Raw genomic sequence first — 25,937 nt, 5'->3', positions numbered from 1 at the left:
CCATGGAGGGTCGCATGGCTCAATGGCGCAAGGGTTCCCCCGACGAGGTCTATTCCGAAGAAGAGATCCGGCAGAGGCTGGAAGCGGAGCTTCCCGCCTGGTACTACGAGGACGGCTGGATCCGCCGCAAGTACAAGACGACGGGCTGGAAGGCCACGCTGATGGTGGTGAACACCGTGGGCCACCTGGCCGAGGCGGCCTGGCACCACCCGGACCTCACCGTCTCCTACGCCTTCGTCGTCGTCAAGCTGGTGAACCACGCCGCCAAGGGCGTGACGGACAAGGACTTCGCCCTCGCGCGCAAGATCGAGGAGGTCCTGATGTGGCGGCCAGGGCAGGAGGAAGCCTCGCCGCTGGAAGGCACGCCCGACGACCCGCGCTTCAAGTACCTGAAGTACGACTGAAGCGCCGGCGCAGCACGTCCGGCCGGAAGTGCAGGCACAGGAGCAGCAGCGCCAGCGCCGCGGGGACCACGCGCAGGTCGGTCGCCACCTCCACGGGATGCGCGAGCCGCGGGTCGCGCAGCAGTTCGACGAGCGCCGCCGGATCGCGCAGGTGGGCGTAGCCCAGGCCGGTGCGCGCGGCGATCCGCCGCAGGTGCGCCTCGCGCAACTCCGACAGGTGCTCGCGCGAGGGCGCCTGCCCCTCCTGGGAAGGACGCTGCATCACTTCGCCGGCGCGCCAGTAGCCCACGCGCTGCCCCTCGGCATCGGTGCGCGGGATCGGCTGCGGCACGCTGCCGCCGACGCCCAGCAGCCAGCCCGGCACCTGGCCCGGCTTCACGTCCTCGAAGTTCGGGAAGGCGTTCATCGGCGGCGACTCGTGGCCGTCCGTGAAGAACACCAGCGACGGGTGCGAGGCCAGTTCCCGGGCGGCGCGCACCGCCCAGAACACCCCCTTGGCCACCTCGCTGGCGTTGGCCCAGCGGATGCGGCCGTCGATGCCGGCCAGCGTCGCGAGCAGGTCCTCGTAGTTGTCGCAGACCTCCACCGGCGCCAGCAGCAGCAGCGTGCGGTATTCCGTGAACACCGCCCAGCCCACGCGCGAGCCGCAGGGCAGCTCGCGCAGCGCCCGCCGCGCCGACTCGCGCGCGAAGTCGAGGCGGCTCGCGGGCGCGCCATCGAGCTGCGCGTCCTCCACGTCCATGCTTTGCGTGATGTCGAACACGAGGACCGCCTCGGTGCGGGGCCTCGACAGCGGCACCGGCGGCAGCACCAGGGCGAGGACCAGCAGCAGCGTCGCGGCGAGCAGCAGGGGGGAATCGCGGCCGGGCAGCTTCACGGCAGGTCGATGCGCGACAGCGGCGCGGTGGTGATCGCGCGTTCGCGCAGGGCGTCGGGTTCGTTCGCTTCGGCGGCCTGGACGTCGACCTCGGGCGCGAGCGCCAGCGCCCGTTCGAGGTTGTAGCGGGCGTCCCAGTCGGCCGGGTCGGCGCGCAGGGCGTCGCGATAGGCCTGCTTCGCGAGTTCCACCAGCGGCAGGGACTCGGCCGCCCGGGCCGGCCCGTTCTTCAGCGCCTCGTTCAGGTGCAGGTTGCCGAGGTTGTAGAAGGCAGCCGGCGCCAGCGGCCCGCGCTCGCGCTGCACGAACTTCCGGTAGGCGGCCAGCGCGGCGTCGTAGCGACCCGCGCGGGCCAGTGCGATCGCGTGCGCGAAGCGCGCCTCGGCGAAGTCGTCCGCGGCGGCCGCCGGGTCGGCGGCCTGGGCGATGGCGCGGTTGACGCGCTGCGCCTGCACGAGGCGCCAGGCCTGCCACGCCGCCGGGACGGCGAAGGCCAGCGCCGCGGCCGTGAACACGAGGTGCACGACGGCCCGCCGCCTCATCGCCACGCCCTCATCGTGACCGCGCGCAGGGCGAGCAGCAGCGCGCAGCAGGTGATCGCCACGGCCAGCGCGGCGCCGCCGAAATCGCGCCGCGGCACGCGCTCGACGTCCTCGCGCGGGAAGTTCTGCTGCCGGCCGACGTCCGCCACGGCGCGCGCCAGGCTTTCCGGATCCTCCGCCTCGTAGGCGCGGTAGGTGCCGGGCAGGGTCTGGAAGAAGCGGTGCAGCGCGATCTCCGGCACCGCTTCGCTGGCTTCGCCGGGCGTGTCGAGGCGCGGGCTGTTCACCGAGCGCAGGTAGATCCAGTTGACCGACACGCGGTTGCGCAGCGCCGCCTCGTGCAGCCGCCGCTTCGTCGGCGCATCGAGGCGCGCGCCGCCGTCCGAGACCAGCAGCACGATGCGGCTGCCGGTGTACGCGCGCTGGTCGAATTGCGCGATGGCGCCGGCGAGCGCGCGGCCCACGTCGGTCTCGGCCAGTCCGCGCCCGATGCCGCCGGCGGCGATGCCGGCCTGCACCACGGGGGAATGCTGCGTGAACGGCACGATCCGGATCGGGCTCGTGCTGAAGAACATCAGCGAGAAGCGGTCGTCGGTGCGCTCGCGGACGAAGCGCGAGAGCAGGTCGCGCGCGGCCTGGCCCTTGCGCTCGCCGCGCGAGGCGGCCTGGTAGCGCAGGTTCAGCGGGTCGATGGTGCGCCAGTCGGCGGGCAGCATGCGTTCGTCCATGCTGCGGCTGCGGTCGATCAGCAGCACGATCTCGGCGCCGCGCCCGATGCGCGGCACGAAGGCTTCGGGGCGGACCGGCTGCGCCAGGGCGAGCACCACGGCGAGCAGGGCGGCGACGGCCAGCAGGCGCAGGGCCCAGCCGAGCGCTTCACCCGCGCGGTCGCGCGGCAGCCAGCCGAGGTGGGGGTACACCAGCGTGTCGTGGCGGCGCGGAAGCAGGGGCAGCAGGGACAGCGGCAACAGCAGCAGCGCCCAGGGCTGCAGGAAGGCAAGCGGCAGGTCGGCGCTCATGGGGCGTGCCGCCGTTCGAGGCGGCGCAGTTGCCGGCACAGGGCCTGCGGTGAAGGGGCGTCCGGCGGCAGGCCGGCGCCGAAGAAGAGCGCCGCCGAGTCGGCATAGAAGCGCGCGATCTGCGGCTGCAGCGGCTGCAGCCAGGGCGCGCGCTCGAACAGGGGCACCAGCCTGCCGCCGTGCAGCACTGCGCCCGCGGTGCGGTCGAAGGCGTGGTGCAGCGTGCGGTGCGCCGCGGCCGGGTCGGCGGCGGTCGCACGCAGTTCGCGCAGGGCGATGGCAAAGGGCAGGGTACGGCGGTCGCGCCAGGCATTCCAGCCAACCCAGCCCAGCCAGCAGAAGACGGTGGCCGCGAGGGCGGCCAGCCACGCCCCCAGCCGGCGCTGCATTTCCCCCGTGGGAATCGCGGGGGCGGCGCGTTCGGGGCGCAGCGGCAGGGCCTCGCCCGGCGCGGGGGGCGCGGTCAACGGGGCGACGCCGATCGTCGCCGCCGGCACGCGCAGCGCCGGACCGAGGTCCCAGGCCGGGATGGTGACGCTGGCGAGCGAGCGCGGCGCATTGACGACCTGGTAGTCCACCGCCAGCCAGCGCCGGCCGTCGGGGGTCGTCTCGAAGCGCGCGACGCGGCGCTCCAGCCAGGCGTTGGCGCGCAGGGGCTCCGGCAGGGCCGGTTCGACACCGGGCGCGAGCAGGATGCGCTGCGTGACGAGATCGCCGACGGTGTAGCCGAAGGGACGGGGCTGCTGCACCACCGCGTCGGCGGCGGCGGCCCCGCCGGCGCACAAGGCCGCGGCGAGCAGCCAGGCCTTCACGCCGTCTCCTCCCACAGGTGCTGCGACAGCGCCTCGGCGTCGAAGCCGCCGTGCAGGTGGAAGGGGCGCAGGTCGCGGGAGGCGAACAGGCCGTCGAGTTCGGCCCGCCGCGCGCGCACGGCTTCGCGCCAGCGCGAACGCAAGGCCGGACGCAGCCACAGGGTGCGGCTCGCGCGGCTCTCCGCGTCGCGCAGCACGGCCAGGCCGTCGCGCTCCGGCGGCTCGGTCTCGGCCGGGTCCCACACCACGAGCGGCACCACGTGCGCGGGGAGCAGCGAATCCAGCAGCTCGGGCAGGCCGGCCAGGGGCCAGTGGAAATCGGAGACGAGGAACACCATGCCGCTGCGCCCGGCCAGCAGCGTGGCGGCCTCGCGCAGGCCCTCGATGCCGCCCCGGCCGCCCTGCGACTGCCGCAGCAGGGCCGAGAGCATCCCGCCGAGGCCGCGATGCCGACGCGGCGGCACGCGCAGGTCGGCGCGCTCCACGGCGTCGAAGGCCACCATGCCGAGCGCATCGTCGACGCGGAAGGCGCTGGCGGCCAGGGCCTCGGCGAACCGGGCCACCACCTCCAGCTTGGACGGCGTGCCGAAGCGCATCGACGCCGAGACGTCGACCAGCAGCTGCACGGTCAAGGCCGCCCGCTGCCGGTGCACGCGCACCAGCCATTCGGGCGGCTGGCTGGCGAGGCTCGCGCGCACGTCCAGCCGGCGCGGGTCGGGGCGGGCGTAGAGGCTCTGGTGCGCGACGAATTCGAGGCCGGCGCCCAGCGCCGTCGCGGCGTGGCTGCCCGCGCGCTGGCCCGGCACGCGCCGCGGCAAGCGGTAGCGGAATTCCTGCGCCTCGGTCACGCCAGGCCCCTGCCGTCAGCGCGGCGTCGCCACGCGCCGCAGCACCTGCGCCGTCAGCGCCTCGGCGATCTGCGCGTGCCGCATCTCGTACATCGGGGAGAAGAACACGCGGTGGCGCATCACCGCCGGGAAGACCGCGGCCACGTCCTCGGGCCGCACGTGGTCGCGGCCTTCGCGCCAGGCCAGCACGCGGGCGGCGCGCACCAGGGCCATGGCGCCGCGGGGGCTGGCGCCGGCCTGCATCAGCCGGTCCATGTCCACGCCCTCGATGCGCACGTCGAAGCGCTGGGGCGCGTGCGTGGCGTCCCACAGGTCCATCACGTAGCGCTGCAGCGATTCGCTGGCCGCGACGCCGGCCTGGATGGCCGCGGCGATGTCGTTGAGCTCGCTGGCCGCGACGATGCCCGGTTCGACGCGCTCCAGCAGGGCTTCCACGTCGTGGAAGGCCGGATCGAACACGATCGCCTTGCGCGCCGCGTCGTCGGCCGGGGCCGTCATCTCCAGTTCGAACATGAAGCGGTCGCGCGCGGCGGCCGGCAGCTCGAAGGTCTCCTCGCGCTCCAGCCGGTTGCGGTCCGCGAAGACCGTGAGGTCGGCGAAGCGGAACTCCCGGTTGAAGGCGGACACGCTGCGCTCCGCCATCGCGCGCAGCAGCAGCGCCTGCACCTGCGGCCGGGCGCGGTTGATCTCGTTGAAGAAGAAGGTGGCGAGCGCGTCGCCGTGCCGCAGCAGGGGGCCGGGCTCGATGCGGGGCTTGCCGTCCGCGTCGATGGAGGTGTGGAAGACCAGGTCGCCCGGCATCAGGTCCACGGTGCCTTCGATGCGCTCGAAGGCACCGCCCACCGCCCGGGCGAAGGCCCGCAGCACCGTCGTCTTGCCGACGCCGACGTCGCCTTCGAGCAGCACGTGGCCGCGCGCGAACAGGGCCACGTTGATCATGCGCACGATGTCCGGCTGGCCGATCACCGCGCGCGCGACGTTCTCCTCGATGCGCAGCGCGCGTTGCCGCCAGTCCTGCAGCAGTTCGTCAGCGCGCCGCATCGAGGAGGCAGCTCTTGCGCGCCTGCGCCTGCAGCTGGCGGAACTTGCGGATCTGCACCTGCAGCGGCTCGACGTCGCGGATGTAGGAGCCGCGCTCGCCACCGATGGTGACCGCGTTGGCGGCCGTGCTCATGGTGACGAAGTCGTCGTAGGGCAGGTCGCGCGCGATCGTGTCGATGACACAGGAGCACTTGTTCAGCATCTCGTAGTGGCCGCCGGGATGGTCGTGCATGCAGGCCTCGACGTAGGTGACGCGTTCCGACGTCGGGTAGTCGTGCGCCCGGGCCGCTGCGGGCAGGGCCAGCAGCAGCGCGGCGGCGATCCAGGGGGCGCGTGTCATGCCATTCCTCCGCGCACTAGTTGGATTCGGCCAGGGTGAGCGTGCGCGTCGCCTTGCCCGGCAGGGTGGCCCGCATCTGGTAGACGCCGCCGGGCACCGCATCCGACAGCACGAACACGTACTCGGTCGCTGCCTGGTCCTGGAAGCGCGCGCGGAAGGGATCGTCCACGAAGGGAACGACCCGCACCATCCGCGCCGGCACCGATTGCGTGCCCCAGGGAATCGTGGTGTCGGAGACCGTCGCCGTGTCCGCCAGCGACTGCCGGATGCGCCGGCGGAAGTGCGCCGCCTGGCCGGTGGTGGTGCGCTGCAGCCGCCGCACCTCGCCTTCGAGGAAGTACAGCAGCACGGGATTGCCGCGCGCCTGCGGGATGTCGGGCAGGTTGACCGCCATGGGGCCGGAGAGGTAGTCGCCATGCACGTCGCAGCAGGCGCCGCCCTGCGGCGCGCTGAACGTGAGCACGGCGCGGTCGGTCACGCGCGGCTTGCCTTCCGCCTCCTCCACGTAGCCGTAGCGCAGCGAGCCCGGACGGCGGCTGTTGGCGAGGTGGTCGTGCGTGAAGACGAGCCGCTCGGCTTCGGAGGGCTGCGCGGACGCGGCCGAAGCGGGCGGCTCGGCGCCGGCGGCCGGGGCCTGCGCCAGGGCCGGCAGCGGCAGGGTCGCGGCGAGGAGGAGCAGGGCCTGCCGCATGCTCACTTGGCGGCCGTGGCGGCGCCTTCGTCCACCAGCGGCACGCCGTACTCGCGCAGGATGGCGAGGATTGCGCCGCGGTGCCGCTCGATCAGGTCCTCGATCTGCTTCTTCCAGGCCGGCTCGCCGTAGCGCACGCCCATGGCCATGGCGTACTCGAACGGCAGCCCCGGCTCGGACTTCATGGGCGCCACCTGCAGCTCGGGCGAGCGCACGCGCCGGGCGAAGTAGCCGGCGATGGGCCCCCACACGATGGCCGCGTCGATCTTGCCCTGCGCCAGGTCCCGCTCGATGATCTGGCCGGGGTACTGCTCCGGGTCCGGGCTCATCATGGCGTAGGGCACCCCGCGGTCCACCAGCTCATGGCGCGCCAACCACAGCGAGGCCGGCGAACGGTCGTACACGCCGATGCGCAGGGCGCGCAGCTGCTCCGGCGGCAGGGCGAGCAGGTCGTCGGAGTTCCTCACCGCATCCAGGCCCTTGCCCTTGGGAAAGACCAGCGCGTAGGTCGAACGGTAATAGGGCTTGGTGGCGGAGACCTGGTCGAAGCCGGCCGGCACGCCGAGCACCACGTCGCAGCGATAGTCTTCGTCCGGCAGCTTGTAGCGCAGCGTATTCCGGATGAAGGCCAGCCGGTTCGGGAACGAGTAGTAGGTGAGCGGCAGCCCGAGGTCGCGCGCGAACAGTTCCGCGATCTTGTTCTCGAAGCCGTCGCCCGCCACGTTCGAGAAGGGCAGGTTGTTGGGATCCTGGCAGACCCGGAACGCCTTGCGCGGGGGCGCGTCGGGCGCGGCCTGCGCCCACGCCGCGCCGCCGCCGCAGGCCAGCGCGGCCAGCAGCAGGAACATGCAGCGGAGCACGCTCATGATCCGGATTCCATCGGCTCCACGCGCGCGCGCGTGATGGCCCCGTCCGAGCGGCCCTTGAGGTAGGCGTACAGCGCGTCGATGTTCTTCATCACCTGCTCGTTGGTGCTGAAGCTGACCATGCCCTTCTCGAGCCGGCCGTCGCGCACCGTCTTGACGAATTCTTCCTTGGTGAGGGTCTTGAGGCTGTTGATCAGGGACGGCCCGACCATGCCTTCCTGGTTGGCCCCGTGGCAGCGGTCGCAGGCCGCGGCGCGCCAGGTGCGGAAACCCGTCATGGTGAACGCATCCACCTTGTAGCCTTCGACGACCTTGTAGGGCTTGTCCTGGTCCTGCGCCACGGCGCTGGCCGCCAGCAGGAGCAGCGCGAGCACCGTGCCGCGTGCGATGTTGGACTTCATTTTTCGACTCCCCGCGTCCGGAAAAACTGGCTCCAAGTTGAGAGAAAGGCGATCGCGCGGCCTCGGTCGCGCGATCGCCAGTCGGGCCGAACTCAGTTCGGGAGCGTGAAGATGGTCAGCGAGCCGCCCAGTTCCGTGTACTGGTTCAGTTCGCGGTAGCCACCCACGGCGCCCAGGCCGTCGGTGTCCTTCTCGAGGCCCGCGGCCATGCCGATGCCGGCCCAGCCACCGATGCCCGAGAACACCCCGAGGTACTGCTTGCCCTTGTGCTCATACGTGAACACGTTGCCGATGATCCCGGAGGGCGTCTTGAACTTGAAGAGTTCCTTGGTGATGTTCTTCGCGTCGACGCACTTCAGGTAGCCTTCGAGCGTGCCGTAGCAGGAGAGTCCGCCCGCGGTGTTGAGCGAGCCGCTCCACACCGAGAACTTCTCCGCCTTGCTCTGCACGATCTTGCCGGTGCCCGCGTCCCAGGTGATGTAGTTGCCCAGGCCGCCGTGGCTGCCCGGTGCCGGATACATCGAGAGGGTGGCGCCGACATAGGGCTGGCCCGCCGTGTACTCGACCTTGAACGGCTCGTAGTCCATGCACACGTGGTTGGTGGGCACGTAGAACAGCTTGGTGTTCGGGTCGAACGAGGCCGGCTGCTGGTCCTTGGAGCCGAGCGCCGCGGGGCAGACCCCCTTGGTGTTCACGTCCGGACCGTTCGCCGCCGTCGAATAGCGCTTCACCACCTGCGGCCGCCCGGTCTTCATGTCGACGTGGGTCGCCCAGTTCACCTTCGGGTCGTACTTCTCGGCCACCAGCAGTTCGCCCGTCACGCGGTCGAGCGTGTAGCCGAAGCCGTTGCGGTCGAAGTGCACCAGCGCCTTGCGCGGCTGGCCCTTGACGTTGATGTCCGCCAGGATCATCTCGTTGATCCCGTCGAAGTCCCACTCGTCGTAGGGCGTCATCTGGTAGACCCACTTCGCCTGGCCGGTGTCGACGTCACGGGCGAAGATGGTCATCGACCACTTGTTGTCGCCCGGGCGCTGCGCCGGGTTCCAGGTCGACGGGTTGCCGCTGCCGTAGTACATGAGGTTGGTGGCCTTGTCATAGCTGTACCAGCCCCAGGTGGTGCCGCCGCCGATCTTCCACTGGTCGCCCTGCCAGGTCTTGAGCGACGAGTCCTTGCCTACCGGCGCCATCTTGCCGTCGGTCCAGGTCATGGTCTTGTCGGGGTCGATCAGCATCTCGGCGTCCGGGCCCACGCTGTAGGCCTTCCAGACCTGCTTGCCGGAGTTGATGTCGTACGCGTTGATGAAGCCGCGCACGCCCCACTCGCCGCCGCTGATGCCGGTGATGACCTTGTCCTTGAAGACGTGCGGCGCGTTGGTGTTCACGGCCCCGAGCTTCGGGTCGCCGTTCTTCACCGACCACACCACCTTGCCCGTGTTGGCGTCCAGCGCCACCAGCATGCTGTCGGCCTGCTGCAGGAACACCTTGCCTTCGGCATAGGCCAGCCCGCGGTTGACCGTGTCGCAGCACATCTGCGGGATCACCGCCGGGTCCTGCTTGGGCTCGTACTTCCACTTGATCTTCTGGGTGTTCAGGTCCATCGCGAACACCTTGTTGGGGAACGGCGAATGCAGGTACATCGTGTCGCCGATCACCAGCGGCGAGCCTTCATGGCCGCGCAGCACGCCGGTCGAGAATGTCCATGCCACCTGCAGCTTGCCGACGTTGGTCGTGTTGATCTGCTTCAGCTTGCTGTAGCGCTGGTTGTACATGTCGCCGGCCTGCATCGCCCAGTTCTTGGGATCGGCGATGTTCTTCTCCACGTCCGCGTTGGCTTGCGCCAGCGCGGGCAGGACGAATAGCGCCGCAGCGACGAACTGCCGCCAGGGGAGACGGCGTCTCGAGTCTTGCATATTGCCTCCTGTGATTGTTGCGGACAGCGGGGGAATACGGTTCAGTTCGCCTGGAACGGGTGCGCGGCCGTCGCCTTGCGAGCCACCACGTCGGCGGCCGACGGGTCGCGGCTCACCGCGCGCTTGATCGCTTCCTTGGTCGCGCGGTAGTTGAAGTCCTGGATCTTCTTGTCGTCCTCGGCCTGCCAGTGGATGAACACGCCGACGCAGATGAAGATGTCGTCGGCCTCGTTCTTCGGGATGGTCTCGTCCTCGACGCAGTCGGCGACGGCCATGGCGACGGCATGCTGGGCCGGGCCGAACATCTGGACCGCCTGCTTGGCGCCCTTGATGGTTACCTTGTTGAACATCACCGTCGCCGGCTTGGCGATCAGGTTGGGGGCCACCACGGCCAGCAGCGATGTGAAGCCGTCCTTGTTGTTGGTGAGGGCGTTGGCGAAGGCGGTCTCGGCGGGCGATCCGCGCGGTCCGATGATGAGGTCGATGTGGGCAACCTCGTTGCCCTCACCGATGAGTGATTCTCCAACCAGCATGCGATCGATCTTGGCCATGAGCTTGTTCCTCCGGTCCGTTGTGGAGATGGACACGCGCGGCACATGCCGCGACGCAGCAGCGCGCTCACATATTCCATGCCGGATCGACTCAGTAGAAACGAGGGGGCGCCCCGGCCGTGGCCTGTTGCGGCTGGGCCAGCGCGGCGGCCAGCGCGACCGCCACGCTGAGATCGGCGCTCGTCCCCGGATTGAGCCCCCTGGCCTTGAGGTCTTCGTCCCAGCGGGCGAAGCCCGGATCCTGGTCGAGCAGCTCGCCGCGCTGCGAGCGGGTGCGCCAGGGCAGCGCCTCCACGATGACACATTGCGCCACCGCGTCCCCGTGCTTTCGCACAATGTGTGAGTCGGGCAGGGCGGCCACGAATTCCAGGAAGGCGGCCTGCATGGCGCGCGCGGCGCCTCCGTCGCGGGCGGCGAGGAAGGCCGGCAGGCCCAGGTCGAAGACGTCGGGATAGGCGTGCAGGTACTGGAAGGCGATGCGGTCGCGGTCCGCCGCCAGCGCCATCGCCTCGCGCAGGTTCACGGTGGGCGCTTCGGCCACGTCCTGCTCGGGCGCGCGGCCGAGTCCGCCGGGCCGGGCCAGGGCGATCGCGCGGTAGGCGGCGCGGGCATCGTGCACCGTGAGCGACTCCAGCACCTCCCGCACCGCCGCCCGCAGCGCCTCGACCCCGCCGGTGCCGCCGCTTCGCTCGTAGGCCGCCAGCAGCGGCGCGCAGAGCAGCACGATGCCCAGGTTGGTATTGCAGCGGGCGGCCTGCCAGGTGGCGCGCACGGCCACCTCGATGCGCTCGCCCACCGGGGCCCCTGCCGAGCTGATGGGGCCGGCGGCCGCCGCCGCGCTCGCCTTGAAGTGCCAGGCGCGCATCCCGTGCCCCGGCGACGCCACGCTCACGTTGCCCGGCTTGCGCACCTGCACGTCGAGCGCGCAGGCGCGCAGGAAGGCGCGGCGCCCGAACTCGGCGCGGAGGGCGGCCGGTACGGCGTCCATGGCTTCACGCCTGCCGGCGCTGCAGGCGGCCCGCGCACTTGCGGTCGAGCAGGTCGCGCACGAGGGCCTGCGCGATGTTGAAGGGCGTGACCCGCTGCAGGCCCTGCCAGGCCGCCACGCCGTTGACCTCGATCACCGTGGCGCCGTCGCGCGTGGGCAGCAGGTCGACGCCGGCGTAGTCCATGTCCAGCGCCCGCGCCGCGGCCTCGGCCAGACGCGCCAGCTCCGGCCCGATGCCCTCCTGCAGCGACTGCGGCTCGCAGCGCGCGCCGCGGGCCACGTTGTGCACCCAGTGCGCGCTGACGCGCCGCATCGCCGCCAGCGCGGTGCCGCCGACCACCAGCACCCGGTAGTCGTGGGTCGGCGCCTCCACGAAGCGCTGCAGGTAGGCCAGCCCGCCGAAGCCCTCGTCCAGCGGGGGCAGCGGCACGTGGGCGCCGTCCACCCAGCCGACGCGCTGCAGTCCCTGGCCCTGCGAGCCGAAGAGGGGCTTCAGCACGAGCGAGCGGCCGGCGGCGCTCTCGCGCGTCACGAGCTGCTGCGCGGCGGCGGCCGATTCGGTCGCCCAGGTCGGCGGGGTCGGCACGCCGGCGGCGTGCAGCAGCAGGCTGGTCATGGACTTGTCGACACTGCGCTCGATGGCGCGGGCGTCGTTGTAGACCGGCACGCCGAATTCGCGCAAGGCGTGCAGCACCCCGAGACGCTTCGTCACCTGCTCGAAGGTGCCGCCGGCGATGCCGCGCACCAGCACGGCGTCGGGCAGGCTCTCGCCGAAGCCGGGGAGCACCAGGCCATGCCAGGCGTGGGGCGTGGCGATGCGGCACTGCGCCAGGTCGATGCAGCGCCCCACGCAGCCGCGCTCGCGCAGGGCCCGCAGCAACTGCCGCGTGTGCCAACCGGTCTCGTCGGCCATGATGGCGACGCGCAGGCCGGCGCGCAGCGGCACGACCGGGGTCATGGGCAAGCTCCCCCAGGATTCGTTCGCTGCGCGGACTGCTCACCGGCCACTCCGAAAAAAAGCTGAAGCTTTTTCCCGGGGACGCCGCCGGCCCCCCTGCGCAAGCGGAGGGGGCGAGCGCCTCCGGGCGGCCGGGCGGTGCTCATGGCGTCTGCCACAGCTCGCGCAGCAGGCTCATGCGCAGGCTGCCGGCGTGCCAGGTGCGGCCGGATGGCATGTGGCTCACCCAGACCTCGGCCGGCGCGAACAGGGCGCCGTCGAGCTTGTAGAAGTCGTAGCCGGCCGCCTCGAACAGCTCGCCGAAGGAGCGGCCGTAGTCGCGCGAGTTCTCGGAAGGCAGCTTGAGCGCGAGCTCGCGGGCCGCGTCGGCGTCGCCGGCCACGGTCAGGTGGACCTGGCCGCCGTACAGGATCGCGTCGTTGGTGCGCGCCATCGCCTGCAGCGTGTCGGCACCGACGCCCGGCAGCGGCGCGCAGGCCGCGCCTTCCAGCACGTCGTGCAGCGCGAAGCCCAGCGCGTGGGCGCGGTGCAGGGCCACTTCGAGCACGCGCGCGACCACCTGCGTGGTGCCGGCGAGGCTGGCCGTGGGCGTGAGTACGATGCCCAGCCCGACCGGCTGCAGCGCGCAGTCGCGCAGCACCTTCTCCAGGACCACCGGCGGCGGCGGGCGGTCCACCTCCAGCACGAGCGCGCCGCTGTCGCTGCGGTCGCGGTAGCCCAGCTCGCCGAACAGGGGCTCCTTGCAGGCCAGCGCGCGGGCCGGCCCGGAGCCCAGGGCGAAGAACTTCTTCCCGCCGGTTTCCTCCTTGCTCGCGGCGAGGCTCCAGCCGGCGTACTGGCTGGCCAGGCAGGCCAGCACCGGCTGCGAGCTGCGCACGTGCAGCCAGGTCGGCCAGCCCTCGCGCGCCAGCGCGGCCAGGCGCACCTCGCCCAGGCCGCCCAGGCACACCTCGGCGATCTGCAAGCCGGCCGCGATGCTGCCGGGCACGCCGATGCCCGCATCGATCACGGTCACGCCGGACGGGTCGCGGCTCACGGCGATGCGCAGGCGGCCGGCTTCGTGCACAAGGCGCTTCAGCAGCGGCGCCGCGAGTCCGTTGACGCTGGGAAGTTCGGGGGTCATGCGACGAGCTCCTCGCAGGGACTGAGGCGGTGCAGGACCTGGCCGGCCCGCACGTCGAGGTCGACCAGCACCGCGTCGGCGCTGCCGGCCGCGGTGCTCACGGTGCAGACCGGCTCGCCGGGCGTGAAGTACGCCCCCGGGGCCGGCAGGTCGTGGCAGTGCGGCGACTGCGCGAGTTCGCCGGACAGCGCCAGCCCCACGCGGCAGGGGCGCGTCGCGAACACGGTCAGGCAGCCGCGTACGCCGGGCGCCGGCGAGGGCGCATCCCGCGGCAGCTCGCCGTCCACCGCCCGCACGTGGGCACGCAACAGGCCGCCCGGCCAGGCGTCCCCGTGCAGGACCATGCTGGCGGAGGGACGCGGGTTGATCTCCAGCAAGCACGGATGCCCCTGGCGCGCCACGAAGTCGAGGCTGGCGAGCCCGCGCAGGCCGAAGGCGGGCACGAGGGCGGCGAGGGCCTGTTCCAGCCGCGGCGCCAGCGCCTCGTCGCGGATCGGGCCGATCGCGCCCATGTAGACATAGGGGAGCTTGCCGAGCGGGCGCACGACCAGGCGGTTGAGCGCCACCACGCGCGCGCGGCTGCCGTCGGCGAGGAACAGCGCGGACATCGGTTCCCCGGGCTGGATCCGCTGCCAGTAGCAGCCGCCGCCTGCAGCCTCGCCCGCGTGGCGGATGTGCCAGCCGCCCGAGCCGGCCGCGCGCTTCACCAGCCAGCCTTCGTCCGCCAGGGGCGGATCGAAGGACACTTCGGGATGGGGGAGGCCGAGGGCGTCGAGCCGGGCAAAGAACGCCGCCGGCTCGCGCACCTGCCGCACCGCCGCCGCTTCCATGCCTCGCAGGGGCAGGCCCGGGATGCGCGTCGCCAGCAGGTCCGGGATCGCCTCGAAGCCGCTGCCGGCGACCCAGCCGAGGACCCCCGGCTCGCGCGCGGCGCGCTGCAGCGCGTGGCGCAGCAGCGCCGGGTCGATGGCGCCGGCCGCCGGGTCGCCGATGCGGTGCCAGCGCAGGCTGGCGCGGCGCGTGTCGGCATCGCCGAACAGGTCGAGCGCGATCGCCCGCCAGCCGGCGGCGCGCGCCGATTCGGCGAGCGGCCGCGCGCAAAGCCCTGCGACGACGACGGTGCCGCTCATGGAAGGGGCGTCAGCGGCTCTTTTCCGCCACCACTTCGCGCGCGGTGGCGAAGGCCTCGGCGAAGCCGAACACCACGGCCCGCTCCGCTTCGCGCATGCGTGTGAGCAGGCGGTGCTGCACCTGGTACTTGACGTTGCCGACGGCCAGCGCGCCGATGGCGACCGCCGACGTGCCGGCCAGCGGCCTGGCGTCGTCCTGCGCGCCGACGCCGGCCAGGCCCGAAGGCGGCACGGCATTGATGTCGGCCGCGACGCGCAGGTTCTTCGCCGCCGCCAGGTCGGCCTCGCCGGCCACCTGGATGCCCGCGGCCGCCACCGCCAGCACGACGTCCGCCGGCGCCAGCGCGGCGCGCAGTTCCTCGGCCTTTCCCGTCGAAGCGCCCTGCAGCGACACGCCGAAGCGCGCCCCGGTGTCGCGCGCCGCCTGCTCCGCATCGGCGGCCTTGCGGCTGCCCAGCGTCACCCGGGCGCCCTCGCGCGCGCACAGCACCCCGGCCACGCGTCCCACCGGGCCGGTGCCGCCCAGCAGCAGCACCTGCGCGTCCTTCAGGCCGTCGCGGCCGGCGCGCCGCAGCGCCGCCTCGGTGCATGCCACCATCGCCGCGGCCGTCGTGTACGCCCCGCTCGGGTCGGCGCAGAGGGAGACGGTGAAAGGCGGGAACATGGACTTGCGGGCGTGCTCCAGCATTTCGTCGGCGAGCATCACGTCGCGCCCGCCGATGAACAGGCCCGTGCGCACCGCGCCCTTGGGACCGCGCGAGAAGATCGCGTCCTGGGTGAGCCCGGCGATGCCCTCCAGCGTCACCTGGCAATAGGGCACGAGGATCTGGTAGCCGGCGTCGGCGGCCATGTTGACGTCGAAGGGGCTCATCTGCGGCCCGGGCGTGAACATGTGCAGGATGTAGGGGCGTTCCATGGGTTCAACCTCCAGCGCGCTCGTCGGCGACCAGGGCGCCGTGGTTGCGCGCGCGGACCACGAGGATGTCGAGGGCGGGGGCCACGACCCCGGCGGCGCGGGCGGCCGCCAGCGCCGCCTGGGCCCGCTCCTCGGACGGCAGGAAGGCGAAGCCGGCGGGTCCCCAGGAGCTCTGGCCGATACCGGCTTCCGTGTGCGCGGCTATCCAATCCAGCAGCCGGCCGGCCGCCGCGCTGGTGAAGGCGCGGCCGTCCTGCGCCGGGGCGAAGTGCGCCCCGAGCACCTGCTGCATGCGGCTCACGCCGGCGGCGAAGGGCGCGAACTCGCCGCCGGCCGCGCCGGGCAGGACGCGCATCAGGACCTCGTGGCAGATCTCCGCCGCGGCTTCGCGGGGCAGGGGGGCCAGGCGCGCCAGTGCGGCCTTCTCGTCGGCTCCGCTGAGGCCGCGGGCGTGCGGATCGAGCACCAGGATCGCCCGCCACGCCGCCGGCAGCGCGATGCGCGCCAGCAGCGCGGCCGGCGCGCCGTCCGCGCGGGGGCCGCCATCGAGCAGCAACCCGCCGTGGTCGAAGCCGGCGATCCCGACGCCGGAGCGCGCGCCGCGTCCCAGCAGCGCGGCCAGTTGCGCGGTGCCGAGGCCCAGCCCGAAGGCGACGCTGAAGGCGCGGCCGACCGCCAGCGCGAGCTGCGTGCCGGAGCCCAGCCCCGCATGGGCGGGCAGGGTGCTGCGCAGGCGCAGCGTGACCGGCGCCGTGCAGCCGGTGGCGCGCCGCAGCGTCTCGACGTGGCCGCGTGCCCGGGCCAGCGCCGCGGAGGCGGGGACGTCGGCCTCGAAGCTGTCGGTGGCACCACGGCCGAGGTCGAGCACGCACTCGGGCCCGTCGATCACCAGCCCCAGGCTGCCGAAGCGCCGCCCCAGGGTGCCGGCCGGATCGAGGAAGCCGAGGTGCAGCCGGGCCGGCGCCCGCACGCGCACGCCGGCGAGGGGCCCGCGGCGCGCCCCGGCCGGAAGCGCCATCTCGTAGTCGGTGTGCATCGGGCCGCCCGGTTCAGCGGCTGCCCGGAACCAGCCCCTGGGCGATCAGGCGCAGGGTCGCGCTGCGGGGCGGCGGGGGCGGCGGTTCGTCGCGCCGGCGCTCGATCATCACGCCGACGGCGGCCGTGTCCTCGAACTTGCGCGGCTTGGCGATCCGCACGCGCACCCAGTGCGCCTGGAATTCGTCGATGGCGATGCGGGCCACCTGTTCGGCCAGCGCCTCCAGCAGGCGCACGCGGTGCTCCTGCAGCAGGCGCTGCAGCCGCAGGCGCAGCTCGCCGTAGTCGATGGTGTCGGCGATGCAGTCGGTGTCGCAGGCCGGCGCGCGGGGCACGCCGGCGCACACGTCGATGGTGACGGGCTGCGGCCGGTGCAGCTCGCTGTCGTGGATGCCGATCACGGTCTGGCCGTGGAAGCCTTCGATGAAGACCAGGTCCAGCGGCTGCTCCTGGCCGGCCGCGGCCGGAAGGCGCTCGCCCGCGGCGGCATGGTCAAGGGCTTGGAACATGGAGACCCCCCGGATTCGTGTCGTGCTGCGGAGCCGGATAGCAACTTGCGCGCCATTGCCCTTGCGACAATTGCGGGATCGACGCGGCGCCCGGTACGGAAGTTCACAAATTCCCTAATGCGGTGCGCGACACTCTGTTCCAGAATGATGACGCACTGCCCGGTCCGTCCGCGGCAGCAAGAACAGGGGGAGACAAACCCATGGCGATTGCCGATCCGCTGGAGCACGCGCATCGGATCATCGACGTCGTGCGCGGGGGCCTGGTCCACGCCACGAGCGATGCCGTTGCGCACTCCTGGGCGCGTTGCATCCAGCAGCACGGGCTGGACCCGAGCCAGTCCCGCCGGCCGCCGGTGGTGGGCAGCGGCGACCTGCCGACCCGCCAGCGCCGCATGGCGGCGGTGATCGACTGCGCGCGCTACGAAATGACCACCCTGTACCAGCAGCTGGGGGATCCCGAGCTGGCGGTGGTCCTCACCGACACCGACGGCGTGATCCTGCACATGGTCACCTCGCAGGAATTCGAGCGCCTGGCCCAGCCCCTGGGGCTGGAGGTCGGCGCCGTGTGGAGCGAGGCCGAGGTCGGCACCAACGGCATGGGCACCTGCGTGGCCGAGGCCGCCCCGGTGGTGGTGCAGCAGGCCGACCACTTCCTGAGCCAGTACACGGGCCTGACCTGTTCCGCCGTGCCCATCTACGACCCGGCCGGCCAGATGACCGCGGTGCTGGACGTGAGCAGCAGCTCGGTGCAGCCGCAGAAGCACCTGCTGCTGCTCCTGGGCATGACGGCCCGCATGATCGAGAACCGGCTGATCGACATACGCTTCAGGGACGCCCACCCGATCCACTTCCACAGCCGGCCGGAGTTCGTCTACACGCTGCACGAAGGCCGGCTGGTGGTCGACGAGGGCGGCCGCATCCTGGCTGCCAACCACAGCGCGGCGATGCAGCTGGAGATGACGCACGCCGAACTGCGCGGCGCCCGGCTGGAGCAGATCTTCCAGACCACGCTGGACGACATGCTGGAACGCAGCCACCGCGCCGGCTTCCACCCCATCGTCACCTACCGCGCCCATGCGGCCAACCGTTTCTTCGCGGTGGCGCGCCTGCCCGCCCGCGAGGAGAACGCGGCCGGCGCTGCCCGGATCGCAATCCCGGCGCGCAACCGCATCGTGCCGCCACCCGTCGTATCGGCGTTGCCGCGCACGCGTTCCGCCCTGGGCACGCCCGCGCCCACCTTCGGCGACCCGCGTCTGGCGTCCCACCTGGCCACGGCCCAGCGCGTGATCGCAGGCCGCACGCCCCTGCTGCTGCGCGCCGAGACCGGCGCCGGCAAGGAGGTGTTCGCCCGCGCCGTGCACGCCGCCGGCAACCGCGCCGACGGGCCCTTCGTGGCCATCAATTGCGCCAGCCTGCCCGAGACGCTGATCGAGGCGGAGCTGTTCGGCTACCGCGCCGGTGCCTTCACGGGCGCGGAGAAGGGCGGCCGCCGCGGCAAGATCGTGCAGTCGGACGGCGGCACGCTGTTCCTCGACGAGATCGGCGACATGCCGCTGCCGCTGCAGGCGCGGCTACTGCGCGTGCTGGACGAGCGCATGGTCACGCCGCTGGGCACGGACGAAGTGCGGCCGGTGGATTTCCAGCTGATCAGTGCGAGCCACCGCAACCTGGCGGAGATGGTGGCCGAGGGCACGTTCCGCGAGGATCTCTTCTACCGCCTCGCCGGGATCGAGCTGCAGCTGCCGCCCTTGCGGGAGCGGACCGACCGGGCCGAGATCATCCGCAACCTGCTGGTGGACGAGGGCCGCCCCGACGCGGCGCTCACCCCCGCGGCCTGGGATTTGCTGTTGCGTCATCCATGGCCTGGCAATCTCCGCCAACTGCATCACGTGCTGCGCAGCGCCGTGGCCCTGGCGGCCGGGGCGCCGCTGGGCCTGGAGCACTTTCCCTCGCTGGGCGCGCCGGCGGCGCTGGCGCCGGCCAGCAGCGCTCCGCCGGTGGCCGACGGGGAACTCCTGTCGCCGCACCAGGCGAAGGAGCGCCAGTCGCTGCTGAACCTGCTGGAGGCACAACGCTGGAACGTGAGCCACGTGGCGAAGTCGCTGGGGGTGAGCCGCAACACTCTGTACCGCCGGATGCACAAGCTGCGCATCCCGGTGACGCACAGCGGCTGAGCAGGGAAGGCGCCTCCGGCGGCCGCTTCGCCTGGGCCCTCACGGGTTCCGGCCACAACCTGCTGGAGTCGCTGGCGGTCGCCCACCGCCTGCCCGACGTCGACCTGTTCCTCTCCGCAGCGGCCGAGGAAGTGCTGCCCATGTACGGCCTGCGGCTGGAGACGCTGCGCGATCGCTTCCGGATCTTTCGCGACAAGAGCGCGAGCTCGGTCCCGGTGGGCGCGCTCTACTACGAGCACTACCACACCGTCATCGTCGCGCCGGCCACCAGCAACACGGTGGCCAAGTGCGCGCTGGGCATCAGCGACACCCTGCCGACCAACATGTTCGCGCAGGCGGGCAAGCTGGGCATCCCCGGCATCGTGTTTGCCTGCGATACCGAACCGGTGGTGCTCACCCGCGCCCCGCACGACTGGGTGACGCTGCGGCCGCGCCGCATCGAATTCGAGAACGTGGAGCGGCTGCGCGCCATCGACCACTGCACGGTGGTCTGCTCGGTGCCGGAGCTGGAAGCCGTGCTGCAGGAACGCCTGGAGGCGCTGTCCCTCGCATGGAACACATCGTCTTCCTGACCGGCCGGCTGGCCGAGCCGTCCCTGCGGCGCGTGCTGGCGCACCTCGCGCCCCCGGAAGCCGACGCGCCCTTCAGCTGGGAAGTGCGCGAGATCGGGCTGCAGGTTGCGGCGCTGATGACGGCCGACATGGTGCAGCGGCGCGTGGCGCCACCGGTCGCGGCCGACCGCATCCTGCTGCCGGGGCGCTGCCGCGGCGACGTGGACGCCCTGGCCGCGCACTTCGGCGTGCCGGTGCAGCGCGGCCCCGAGGAGTTGAAGGACCTGCCGCAGTTCTTCCGCCGCGAGGCGCGCCCGGTCGACCTCGACGCGTACACGATCGCGATCTTCGCGGAGATCGTCGATGCGCCGCGGCTGCCGGTGGAAGCGATCGTGGACCGGGCGCGGGCTTATGCGGCCGACGGCGCCAACGTGATCGACCTCGGCGGCCTGCCCGACACGCCTTTCCCGCACCTGGAGGAGGCCGTGCTCGCCGTGAAGGACTGCGGGCTGCGCGTCAGCGTCGACTCGCAGGACACGGACGAACTGCTGCGCGGCGGCCGCGCCGGCGCGGACTACCTCCTGAGCCTGACGCCCGACACGCTGTGGATCGCCGACGAGGTCGCCGCCACGCCGGTCGTCATCGCCCGCCAGCCGCAGGACGAGGCCTCGCTGTGGGAGGCGGTGGAGCGCATGCAGGCCCGCGGCCGCCCCTTCCTGGCCGATGCCATCCTCGACCCCATCCCCTACGGCCTGCTGGCCTCGCTGGTGCGCTACCAGCGCCTGCGCGAACGCTTCCCGCAGGTGCAGATCATGATGGGCGTGGGCAACCTCACCGAGCTGGTGGAGGCGGACACCAGCGGGATCAACGCCGTGATGATGGGCATCGCCGCGGAACTGGGCGCGAGCGCCGTGCTGACCACGCAGGTCAGCCCGCACGCGCGCCGGGCGGTGCGCGAGGCGGACTGGGCGCGGCGCATCATGCATGCCGCGGTGTCGCAGCAGGTGCTGCCCAAGGGCCTGAGCGACCAGCTGATGACGGTGCACGCCAAGAGCCCCTTCCCCGATGCGCCGGAGGAGATCGAGGCGATCGCGCGCGAGGTGCGCGACCCGAACTACCGGGTCCAGGTCTCGCAGCAGGGCGTGCACGTCTACAACCGGGAGGGACTGCGCGTCGCCCAGGACCCTTTCGCATTGTGGCCGCAGCTGCGGCTGGAGAACGACGCCAGCCACGCCTTCTACATCGGGGTGGAGGTCGCGCGGGCGCAGATCGCCTGGCAGCTCGGCAAGCGCTACGTGCAGGACCAGCCGCTGGACTGGGGCTGCGCGGTCGACCGCGAGGCGCAGGACCTGCAGCGCTGGCAGGCGCCAGGCACCACCATGACGCACAGGGACAAGCCATGAACGACTACATCTTCGAGACCGTGGTCACGACCTGCTCGCCGGAGGGCACCGTGCACGTTGCGCCCATGGGCGTGCGCTACGTCGAGGGCGAGGTGGTGCTCAGGCCCTTCCGGCCCTCGCAGACGCTGGACAACATCCTGGCCACGCGCCGGGCCGTCCTCAACGTGCTGACCGACGTGCGCGTGTTCGCCGGCTGCGTGACCGGGCGCAAGGCGTGGCCCACGCTCCCCGTCAACGCGCCTGACGGCACCGTCGCCGCGCGCCTGGCCTGCGCCCATGGGCACACCTTGCTGCGCCTGTCCGAGGTCCGCGAGGACGCGCAGCGGCCCACCCTGCGGCTGGGCCGCATGCACGAGGCGCAGCACTCCGCCTTCCCGGGCTTCAATCGCGCCCAGGCGGCCGTCATCGAGGGCGCCGTGCTGGTGAGCCGGCTGCACCTGCTGCCGCGCGAGAAGATCGAGGGCGAACTGGCCTACCTGCAGATCGCGATCGACAAGACCGCCGGCCCGCAGGAGCTGGAGGCCTGGGCCTGGTTGCGGGAGGCTGTCGCGCGGCACCAGGCGCGCGCCGCGGAGGCCGCGTGATGGTGAAGATGCTGGTGAGCGTGCGCGATGCCGGCGAGGCGCTGCTCGCGGCCGAGGCCGGCGCCGATTTCATCGACCTCAAGGAGCCCGCCAACGGGGCGCTGGGCGCGCTGGCGCTCCCGGACGTCGCGCACATCGTGTCGGTGCTGCGCGGGCGGCAGCCCGGCCTGCGCATCAGCGCCACCGTCGGCGACCTGTCGCTGCAGCAGGCCGACGAGATCCTGCGGCGCGTCGAGCGCGTGGCCGCCTGCGGGGTCGACTACGTGAAGGTCGGCCTGTGGCCGGAGCCGTCCGAGCCGGGGCTCGCCTCCACCCTGGTGGACGCGCTGGCGGCGTGCGCGGCGCGCATCGTGCCGGTGTTCGTCGCCGACCAAGGCATCGACCTGGCCCTGGTGGAGCACGCCCTCGCCAGCGGCGCCTTTCCCGCGCTGATGGTGGACACCGCCGACAAGCGCCGCGGCAGCCTGCTGCAGCGCGTGCCGCTCGCGACCCTGGCGGCTTTCGTGGCGACGGTGCGCGCGCGCGGCGCGATGGCGGGCCTGGCCGGCTCCCTGCGCGCCGAGGACAGCGACGCGCTGCGGGGCCTGGCCCCGGACTTTGCCGGCTTCCGCGGCGCCGTGACGCGCGGCGGGCGCGCGGACGCGCTCGACCCGAGGCTGGTGCGGCTGCTACGTCGCCGGCTTGCGGCGGGGGCGGGGGCCCCCCTGGCCGCCGCTGCGTGAGGCGATCACCCGCGCCAGCGCCACGGGAGGCACGAACGAGGAGGAGCCGCCTAGCAGGGCGTCGCGCACGTGCTGCAGCGCCTCGCAGGCCACCACCTCGATCGGGAAGGGGGCCTCGCGGGACCACTCCTCGAAGCGGTTGTCGAGAACGCCTTGCGCGCCGAGCTGCGCGAAGGTGCTGCCTTCCGGCACGCTGCAGGCCTTCACGACCACCAGCCGTTCCGCGTTGAGCAGGCGCGCCAGCCACAGGGCCAGGCTGTCGCTCGTCACCTCCCAGCTGGTCAGCAGGTCCGGCGCGTCGCGCAGCAGCATGAAGGGCAGCCACAGGGCCGGCTGGCCCGCGTGCAGCGCGCGGCGGATGCCGGCTTCGTCGGTGGCGAGCGTCAGTCGCGGCTCCATCGCGTGGAACAGGTGCGCGGTCTGCGCCATTGCGAGCACCGCCATGTTGTGGGCCGGGAGGTCGGCGAAATGCCAGTGCCGCTGCGAGGCCCGCACCGCGTCCGCGAACATGCCGCCGCCCGGCACGATGGTGACCCGGCCGCCGCCCAGTTCGGCCAGCATGGCGAGCCAGGGCACGAGGCGCAGGTCGTGCGCCAGGCTGCCACCGAGCTTGACGATCCACATGCGCGTCACTCCCGCCGGCAGGCGAGCAGCGCCACCGACACCGCCGGCGCGCAGACATCCGCCCAGGAAGCGAGCGCCGCCGCAGGCGACGCGGCCGGCAGGGCGACCTCGGCATAGCGGAAGAACGGCCGGCCGGTGCGCCGCGCCAGTTGCTCCGCCAGGAAGGCGCCGCAGCCCGCCCCGACCAGGGGCACGCCGCCGGGCACACCCGCGCCGGCGCACACGCGCTGCAACTGCGACGCGAGTTCGGCCAGCTGGGCGTGCTTCCAGCAGTCCGCCAGCGCCAGCCAGTCGGCGGGGCCCGCCTCGGCCGCATCGCGCCCCACCATGCGCGCGAGCCGCTGGCGGCAAGCCCCGGCGTCCTTGCCGCGGCCGTCGGCGGTGTCGGCCTGGTCGTGCGCGGGTTCGAGTTCGCCGGTGAGCCGGTAGACGTCGGCGGTGGTGGCGAAGAACTCGTTCATGACGTTGACCGTGTCGCCGCGCCAGTGCACCCGCGGCCCCAGGGCGCACAGCGGCGTGCGCACCACGCCCTGGTAGACCAGCTCGCCGGTGGCCAGCCGCTCGGCGTCGCTCGTGCCCAGAGCGGCCACCCGGCCGGCGCGCAGCGGGATCAGGTCGGTGGTGGTGCTGCCGATGTCCACCAGCACCGCTTCGCCCAGGCGCTGCGCGACCACGCGGGCGGTGGCGCGCCAGTTGGCCGACGCGATGCCGCGCCAGCGCGCAGGCGCTTCGTGCGGTGCGCGCCAGTCGCCTTCGCCATCGAACAGGCGCAGCGACGCCCCGAGCGACTGCGCCAGCCGGTCGGCGATGCGCGCCACGCCTTGTTCGCGGTCCGGGAACAGGTCGACCATCTCGCCCGTCATGGTGGCGGCGTGCGCCAGCTCCGGACCCCAGGCCCCGCCCCAGCGGGAGCGGGCGGCGTCCAGCGCGGCGTCCAGGTGCTCCATGCCCTGCCACAGGGGACAGGGCCACTGCGCGACGTCGCGCAGGGCGCCGTCGGCGAGCAGGCAGGCCTTGACGTGGGCGCCGCCGATGTCCCAGCCGGCCTGCAGCCGGGGCTCACGCGGCGACATCGGCTGCGACCTCCGGCGCAGGGTCGCGCGCGTGCGCGGCGAGGATGTCGGCCGCGAGGTTGCGCTGCAGGAGCGCGGAGAGGCCGGCATACGCGCAGGTCACGCGCGGATTGACTTCGATGACCACCGGTCCTTCCCTTTCATTCCACACCAGGTCGATGCCGACGTAGCCCCGCAGCCCCGGGATGGCGGCGGCGACCCGAGAGGCCAGCGCATGCAGGGCCGCGGCGCGCGGGTCGGCCGCGGGGATCGCGGCGGCTTGCACGCCGAGATCGTGCAGCCAGCCGGCGGCATCGAGCTCCAGGTGCTGCCGGTTGAACGCGAGCGCCTGTGCAAGATCCGGACCGACGACCAGGGCCAGGGACAGGGGCTCGCCGGCGACGAACGGCTCCATCACCGGGGTCCGCCCGGCGCGCCGTCGCCGCTGCAGGTCGAGTTCGGCGTTGCCGCGCGAGAGGTGCAGGCGGGTCTCCATGGTCCCCGCGCCATCGTCGGGCTTCACGATCCAGGGACCGTCATGCTTGGCGACGAAGGCCAGCGGAGTTCGTACGCCCGCCGCCGCGAGCGCGGCGCAGGTCGCGCGCTTGCTGGAGGCGAGCCGGATCGCCGCCGGGCTGCAGCCGATCCAGCGCGCCTCGCCCACCGCTTCGTGCAGGCCCAGCAGCAGCCCGTCCGTTTCCGGGGCGACGACCCAGCACAGGTCGTGCAAGGGCGACTGGCGCCGCACGAAATCGACGGCGCCTTCGCCCGGCAGCGCGCTCGCCGTGCTCACCTGCGGCCACGGATGGCCTGCCTCTTGCTCGCCGACCGCGAGGGTCGCGGCGACGCCGGGGATGCGCGCGAGATCGTGGACGATCGCGTCGCGCATCGCGCGGCCGGCGGCCAGCATCTCCTGGTGCGCGGGGCTGCCGCGTCCCAGCGCCGCGGTGGTTTCCGGATCGTCCGCGCTCAGCGGCTCATACACGAAGATGCGAACCATGGTCCAGGTCATTCCGGTGATCGATCTCATGCACGGCCAGGTGGTGCGCGGCGTGCGCGGCGAGCGCCACGCCTACCGTCCCATCGTGTCGCGGCTGGCCGACGGCAGCGCGCCGTGCGATATCGCCCGCGGCCTGCGCCGCGTCGCGCCGCCGCCGGCCGGGCGCGAGCCCGTGCTGTACGTGGCCGACCTCGATGCGATCCAGGGCGGCCCGGCGCAGGTGGCGGCGCTGCGGGAACTGCTTGAAGCCCAGGCGGACCTGTGCCTGTGGCTCGATGCGGGCTTTGCCGCGCCGGCCTCGGTGCGGGCGCTGCGGGACGCCCTCGGCCCCGTGGCGGGACGGGTGCGGCCGGTGTACGGCAGCGAGTCGCTCGCCAGTGCCGCCGCCCTCGACGAACTGGCGCAGGACCCGTCCGCCATCCTGTCGCTCGACTCGCGGCTCGAGCGGCCCATCGATCCTTCCGGCAGCTGGCAGCGGCCGCAGGCGTGGCCGCGCACGGTGATCGTGATGACGCTCGACCGGGTGGGCGCCGGCAGCGGGCCCGACCTCGGCACCTTCGCGCGGCTGCGCGAACTCGCGCCGGACCGCGCATGGATCGGCGCCGGCGGCGTCCGCGATGCGGCCGACCTGCGCGCCGCCGCGGCCGCCGGTGCGGACGGCTGGCTCGTCGCCAGCGCCCTGCACGACGGCACCCTGCACGCGACCTGATCCCGAACGCCCGGCCATGACCGCGGCGATTCAGGAACCGTGCCATCCTGCCGGTCTGCCATTCCCGGTGCAGGCCGCCACACACTGTTCCACTTCCGCGGGGCAGAGTGCGCTCTTCAGAGGGCGCGCTGCCCGGCAGGCCAGCTTGGCACACGGC

29 protein-coding genes are annotated in these 25,937 nt (G+C 72.9%); 7 read left to right on the top strand and 22 right to left on the bottom strand.

Annotation, left to right across the window (positions count from 1 at the left end; all coding sequences use genetic code 11):
- Positions 1-14: 14 nt before the first annotated feature.
- Positions 15-404, top strand: coding sequence for a 4a-hydroxytetrahydrobiopterin dehydratase (locus JJ685_RS10805; protein ID WP_201674239.1), 390 nt, complete (start codon positions 15-17; stop codon positions 402-404).
- Here JJ685_RS10805 and JJ685_RS10800 read toward each other — a convergent pair.
- The 19 genes from JJ685_RS10800 to JJ685_RS10710 all read right to left on the bottom strand — a co-directional run bounded on the left by JJ685_RS10800 (position 382) and on the right by JJ685_RS10710 (position 16,961).
- Positions 382-1,281 carry a vWA domain-containing protein gene (locus JJ685_RS10800; RefSeq protein ID WP_201674238.1) on the bottom strand — a complete coding sequence of 300 codons (900 nt, stop codon included), beginning with the start codon at positions 1,279-1,281 and terminating at the stop codon, positions 382-384. The two genes, JJ685_RS10805 and JJ685_RS10800, sit on opposite strands and share 23 nt — an antisense overlap.
- Complete coding sequence (locus JJ685_RS10795) at positions 1,278-1,823, bottom strand: MxaK protein (protein ID WP_201674237.1); 546 nt, start codon at positions 1,821-1,823, stop codon at positions 1,278-1,280. Before JJ685_RS10795 ends, JJ685_RS10800 begins: the two co-directional genes overlap by 4 nt.
- Complete coding sequence (locus tag JJ685_RS10790; RefSeq protein WP_201674236.1) at positions 1,820-2,842, bottom strand: vWA domain-containing protein; 1,023 nt, start codon at positions 2,840-2,842, stop codon at positions 1,820-1,822. The genes JJ685_RS10795 and JJ685_RS10790 overlap by 4 nt, the downstream gene beginning before the upstream one ends.
- A complete protein-coding gene (locus JJ685_RS10785; RefSeq protein WP_201674235.1) occupies positions 2,839-3,654 on the bottom strand; it encodes a calcium incorporation protein MxaA in 816 nt (271 codons plus the stop codon). Before JJ685_RS10785 ends, JJ685_RS10790 begins: the two co-directional genes overlap by 4 nt.
- Positions 3,651-4,502: a DUF58 domain-containing protein gene (locus tag JJ685_RS10780; protein WP_201674234.1), complete on the bottom strand. Its 852-nt coding sequence runs from the start codon at positions 4,500-4,502 to the stop codon at positions 3,651-3,653. The genes JJ685_RS10785 and JJ685_RS10780 overlap by 4 nt, the downstream gene beginning before the upstream one ends.
- A 15-nt stretch (positions 4,503-4,517) precedes the next feature.
- The gene (locus JJ685_RS10775) at positions 4,518-5,543 is read right to left on the bottom strand and encodes an AAA family ATPase (protein ID WP_201674233.1); all 1,026 of its coding nucleotides are present in this window, start codon (positions 5,541-5,543) and stop codon (positions 4,518-4,520) included.
- Positions 5,530-5,883, bottom strand: coding sequence for a hypothetical protein (locus tag JJ685_RS10770; RefSeq protein ID WP_201674232.1), 354 nt, complete (start codon positions 5,881-5,883; stop codon positions 5,530-5,532). The genes JJ685_RS10775 and JJ685_RS10770 overlap by 14 nt, the downstream gene beginning before the upstream one ends.
- Before the next feature lie 16 nt (positions 5,884-5,899).
- Positions 5,900-6,574 (bottom strand): hypothetical protein, encoded by a 675-nt coding sequence (locus JJ685_RS10765; RefSeq protein ID WP_201674231.1) that lies wholly within the window; start codon positions 6,572-6,574, stop codon positions 5,900-5,902.
- 2 nt (positions 6,575-6,576) lie between these two features.
- Positions 6,577-7,440 carry a substrate-binding domain-containing protein gene (locus JJ685_RS10760; RefSeq protein WP_201674230.1) on the bottom strand — a complete coding sequence of 288 codons (864 nt, stop codon included), beginning with the start codon at positions 7,438-7,440 and terminating at the stop codon, positions 6,577-6,579.
- Entirely contained in the window at positions 7,437-7,841 is a 405-nt protein-coding gene (locus tag JJ685_RS10755; protein ID WP_201674229.1) for a c-type cytochrome, read from the bottom strand. The genes JJ685_RS10760 and JJ685_RS10755 overlap by 4 nt, the downstream gene beginning before the upstream one ends.
- A gap of 92 nt (positions 7,842-7,933) precedes the next feature.
- On the bottom strand, positions 7,934-9,751 hold the full coding sequence (gene xoxF, locus JJ685_RS10750) for a PQQ-dependent ethylene glycol dehydrogenase XoxF (protein ID WP_236598876.1): 1,818 nt from the start codon (positions 9,749-9,751) through the stop codon (positions 7,934-7,936).
- A 41-nt stretch (positions 9,752-9,792) separates the two neighbouring features.
- Positions 9,793-10,302, bottom strand: coding sequence for a formaldehyde-activating enzyme (gene fae / locus JJ685_RS10745; protein ID WP_201674228.1), 510 nt, complete (start codon positions 10,300-10,302; stop codon positions 9,793-9,795).
- Positions 10,303-10,393: 91 nt separating this feature from the next.
- On the bottom strand, positions 10,394-11,290 hold the full coding sequence (locus tag JJ685_RS10740; RefSeq protein WP_201674227.1) for a triphosphoribosyl-dephospho-CoA synthase: 897 nt from the start codon (positions 11,288-11,290) through the stop codon (positions 10,394-10,396).
- Between the two features lie 4 nt (positions 11,291-11,294).
- The gene (locus tag JJ685_RS10735; RefSeq protein ID WP_201674226.1) at positions 11,295-12,248 is read right to left on the bottom strand and encodes an ATP-grasp domain-containing protein; all 954 of its coding nucleotides are present in this window, start codon (positions 12,246-12,248) and stop codon (positions 11,295-11,297) included.
- Positions 12,249-12,390: 142 nt separating this feature from the next.
- Positions 12,391-13,371, bottom strand: a complete 981-nt coding sequence (mch, locus tag JJ685_RS10730; protein ID WP_201674225.1) for a methenyltetrahydromethanopterin cyclohydrolase — start codon at positions 13,369-13,371, stop codon at positions 12,391-12,393.
- Positions 13,368-14,501: an ATP-grasp domain-containing protein gene (locus tag JJ685_RS30085; protein WP_201674224.1), complete on the bottom strand. Its 1,134-nt coding sequence runs from the start codon at positions 14,499-14,501 to the stop codon at positions 13,368-13,370. The genes mch and JJ685_RS30085 overlap by 4 nt, the downstream gene beginning before the upstream one ends.
- 10 nt (positions 14,502-14,511) lie before the next feature.
- The gene (locus tag JJ685_RS10720; protein ID WP_201674223.1) at positions 14,512-15,417 is read right to left on the bottom strand and encodes an NAD(P)-dependent methylenetetrahydromethanopterin dehydrogenase; all 906 of its coding nucleotides are present in this window, start codon (positions 15,415-15,417) and stop codon (positions 14,512-14,514) included.
- 4 nt (positions 15,418-15,421) lie between these two features.
- Entirely contained in the window at positions 15,422-16,453 is a 1,032-nt protein-coding gene (locus JJ685_RS10715; RefSeq protein WP_236598875.1) for a beta-ribofuranosylaminobenzene 5'-phosphate synthase family protein, read from the bottom strand.
- Between the two features lie 13 nt (positions 16,454-16,466).
- On the bottom strand, positions 16,467-16,961 hold the full coding sequence (locus JJ685_RS10710) for a dihydroneopterin aldolase (RefSeq protein ID WP_201674222.1): 495 nt from the start codon (positions 16,959-16,961) through the stop codon (positions 16,467-16,469).
- 200 nt (positions 16,962-17,161) lie between these two features.
- Here JJ685_RS10710 and JJ685_RS10705 point away from each other — a divergent pair, with 200 nt between their 5' ends.
- From JJ685_RS10705 to JJ685_RS10685, 5 genes are read left to right on the top strand one after another with little or no spacing between them, the layout of a single operon-like run.
- Positions 17,162-19,135 (top strand): sigma-54-dependent Fis family transcriptional regulator, encoded by a 1,974-nt coding sequence (locus JJ685_RS10705; protein WP_201674221.1) that lies wholly within the window; start codon positions 17,162-17,164, stop codon positions 19,133-19,135.
- On the top strand, positions 19,132-19,707 hold the full coding sequence (locus tag JJ685_RS10700; protein WP_201674737.1) for a flavoprotein: 576 nt from the start codon (positions 19,132-19,134) through the stop codon (positions 19,705-19,707). Before JJ685_RS10705 ends, JJ685_RS10700 begins: the two co-directional genes overlap by 4 nt.
- Positions 19,686-21,089, top strand: coding sequence for a DUF6513 domain-containing protein (locus JJ685_RS10695; RefSeq protein WP_201674220.1), 1,404 nt, complete (start codon positions 19,686-19,688; stop codon positions 21,087-21,089). Before JJ685_RS10700 ends, JJ685_RS10695 begins: the two co-directional genes overlap by 22 nt.
- Complete coding sequence (locus JJ685_RS10690) at positions 21,086-21,673, top strand: DUF447 domain-containing protein (protein WP_201674219.1); 588 nt, start codon at positions 21,086-21,088, stop codon at positions 21,671-21,673. The genes JJ685_RS10695 and JJ685_RS10690 overlap by 4 nt, the downstream gene beginning before the upstream one ends.
- Positions 21,673-22,395, top strand: a complete 723-nt coding sequence (locus tag JJ685_RS10685; RefSeq protein WP_236598874.1) for a (5-formylfuran-3-yl)methyl phosphate synthase — start codon at positions 21,673-21,675, stop codon at positions 22,393-22,395. The genes JJ685_RS10690 and JJ685_RS10685 overlap by 1 nt, the downstream gene beginning before the upstream one ends.
- Here JJ685_RS10685 and JJ685_RS10680 read toward each other — a convergent pair.
- Genes JJ685_RS10680 through JJ685_RS10670 form a run of 3 tightly spaced genes read right to left on the bottom strand, consistent with a single transcriptional unit; the run spans position 22,342 to position 25,083 of the window.
- Entirely contained in the window at positions 22,342-23,019 is a 678-nt protein-coding gene (locus tag JJ685_RS10680) for an amino acid kinase family protein (RefSeq protein ID WP_236598873.1), read from the bottom strand. The genes JJ685_RS10685 and JJ685_RS10680 overlap by 54 nt on opposite strands.
- A gap of 5 nt (positions 23,020-23,024) precedes the next feature.
- On the bottom strand, positions 23,025-24,092 hold the full coding sequence (locus JJ685_RS10675) for a hydantoinase/oxoprolinase family protein (RefSeq protein WP_201674218.1): 1,068 nt from the start codon (positions 24,090-24,092) through the stop codon (positions 23,025-23,027).
- Positions 24,079-25,083: an ATP-grasp domain-containing protein gene (locus JJ685_RS10670; RefSeq protein ID WP_236598872.1), complete on the bottom strand. Its 1,005-nt coding sequence runs from the start codon at positions 25,081-25,083 to the stop codon at positions 24,079-24,081. Before JJ685_RS10670 ends, JJ685_RS10675 begins: the two co-directional genes overlap by 14 nt.
- Here JJ685_RS10670 and JJ685_RS10665 point away from each other — a divergent pair.
- Entirely contained in the window at positions 25,070-25,780 is a 711-nt protein-coding gene (locus JJ685_RS10665) for a HisA/HisF-related TIM barrel protein (protein ID WP_330901747.1), read from the top strand. The two genes, JJ685_RS10670 and JJ685_RS10665, sit on opposite strands and share 14 nt — an antisense overlap.
- Positions 25,781-25,937: the final 157 nt, after the last annotated feature.

It is taken from the genome of Ramlibacter monticola (genome assembly GCF_016722785.1).
Taxonomy (GTDB): domain Bacteria; phylum Pseudomonadota; class Gammaproteobacteria; order Burkholderiales; family Burkholderiaceae_C; genus Ramlibacter; species Ramlibacter monticola.
This window is presented reverse-complemented; position numbering and strand designations above follow the sequence as displayed.

Excerpts from the sequence above, each read along its gene's own strand:
- JJ685_RS10770 (WP_201674232.1), bottom strand. The coding sequence starts at position 5,883 with ATGACACGCGCCCCCTGGATCGCCGCCGCGCTGCTGCTGGCCCTGCCC.
- JJ685_RS10755 (WP_201674229.1), bottom strand. The coding sequence starts at position 7,841 with ATGAAGTCCAACATCGCACGCGGCACGGTGCTCGCGCTGCTCCTGCTG.
- JJ685_RS10695 (WP_201674220.1), top strand. The coding sequence starts at position 19,686 with ATGGAACACATCGTCTTCCTGACCGGCCGGCTGGCCGAGCCGTCCCTG.
- JJ685_RS10720 (WP_201674223.1), bottom strand. The coding sequence starts at position 15,417 with ATGGAACGCCCCTACATCCTGCACATGTTCACGCCCGGGCCGCAGATG.
- xoxF (WP_236598876.1), bottom strand. The coding sequence starts at position 9,751 with ATGCAAGACTCGAGACGCCGTCTCCCCTGGCGGCAGTTCGTCGCTGCG.
- JJ685_RS10665 (WP_330901747.1), top strand. The coding sequence starts at position 25,070 with ATGGTCCAGGTCATTCCGGTGATCGATCTCATGCACGGCCAGGTGGTG.
- JJ685_RS10675 (WP_201674218.1), bottom strand. The coding sequence starts at position 24,092 with ATGTCGCCGCGTGAGCCCCGGCTGCAGGCCGGCTGGGACATCGGCGGC.
- JJ685_RS10680 (WP_236598873.1), bottom strand. The coding sequence starts at position 23,019 with ATGTGGATCGTCAAGCTCGGTGGCAGCCTGGCGCACGACCTGCGCCTC.
- JJ685_RS30085 (WP_201674224.1), bottom strand. The coding sequence starts at position 14,501 with ATGAGCGGCACCGTCGTCGTCGCAGGGCTTTGCGCGCGGCCGCTCGCC.
- JJ685_RS10790 (WP_201674236.1), bottom strand. The coding sequence starts at position 2,842 with ATGAGCGCCGACCTGCCGCTTGCCTTCCTGCAGCCCTGGGCGCTGCTG.
- JJ685_RS10795 (WP_201674237.1), bottom strand. The coding sequence starts at position 1,823 with ATGAGGCGGCGGGCCGTCGTGCACCTCGTGTTCACGGCCGCGGCGCTG.
- JJ685_RS10735 (WP_201674226.1), bottom strand. The coding sequence starts at position 12,248 with ATGACCCCGGTCGTGCCGCTGCGCGCCGGCCTGCGCGTCGCCATCATG.
- JJ685_RS10685 (WP_236598874.1), top strand. The coding sequence starts at position 21,673 with ATGGTGAAGATGCTGGTGAGCGTGCGCGATGCCGGCGAGGCGCTGCTC.
- JJ685_RS10740 (WP_201674227.1), bottom strand. The coding sequence starts at position 11,290 with ATGGACGCCGTACCGGCCGCCCTCCGCGCCGAGTTCGGGCGCCGCGCC.
- JJ685_RS10715 (WP_236598875.1), bottom strand. The coding sequence starts at position 16,453 with ATGCACACCGACTACGAGATGGCGCTTCCGGCCGGGGCGCGCCGCGGG.
- JJ685_RS10765 (WP_201674231.1), bottom strand. The coding sequence starts at position 6,574 with ATGCGGCAGGCCCTGCTCCTCCTCGCCGCGACCCTGCCGCTGCCGGCC.
- JJ685_RS10775 (WP_201674233.1), bottom strand. The coding sequence starts at position 5,543 with ATGCGGCGCGCTGACGAACTGCTGCAGGACTGGCGGCAACGCGCGCTG.
- JJ685_RS10705 (WP_201674221.1), top strand. The coding sequence starts at position 17,162 with ATGGCGATTGCCGATCCGCTGGAGCACGCGCATCGGATCATCGACGTC.
- JJ685_RS10760 (WP_201674230.1), bottom strand. The coding sequence starts at position 7,440 with ATGAGCGTGCTCCGCTGCATGTTCCTGCTGCTGGCCGCGCTGGCCTGC.
- fae (WP_201674228.1), bottom strand. The coding sequence starts at position 10,302 with ATGGCCAAGATCGATCGCATGCTGGTTGGAGAATCACTCATCGGTGAG.
- mch (WP_201674225.1), bottom strand. The coding sequence starts at position 13,371 with ATGACCCCCGAACTTCCCAGCGTCAACGGACTCGCGGCGCCGCTGCTG.
- JJ685_RS10805 (WP_201674239.1), top strand. The coding sequence starts at position 15 with ATGGCTCAATGGCGCAAGGGTTCCCCCGACGAGGTCTATTCCGAAGAA.
- JJ685_RS10690 (WP_201674219.1), top strand. The coding sequence starts at position 21,086 with ATGAACGACTACATCTTCGAGACCGTGGTCACGACCTGCTCGCCGGAG.
- JJ685_RS10710 (WP_201674222.1), bottom strand. The coding sequence starts at position 16,961 with ATGTTCCAAGCCCTTGACCATGCCGCCGCGGGCGAGCGCCTTCCGGCC.
- JJ685_RS10670 (WP_236598872.1), bottom strand. The coding sequence starts at position 25,083 with ATGACCTGGACCATGGTTCGCATCTTCGTGTATGAGCCGCTGAGCGCG.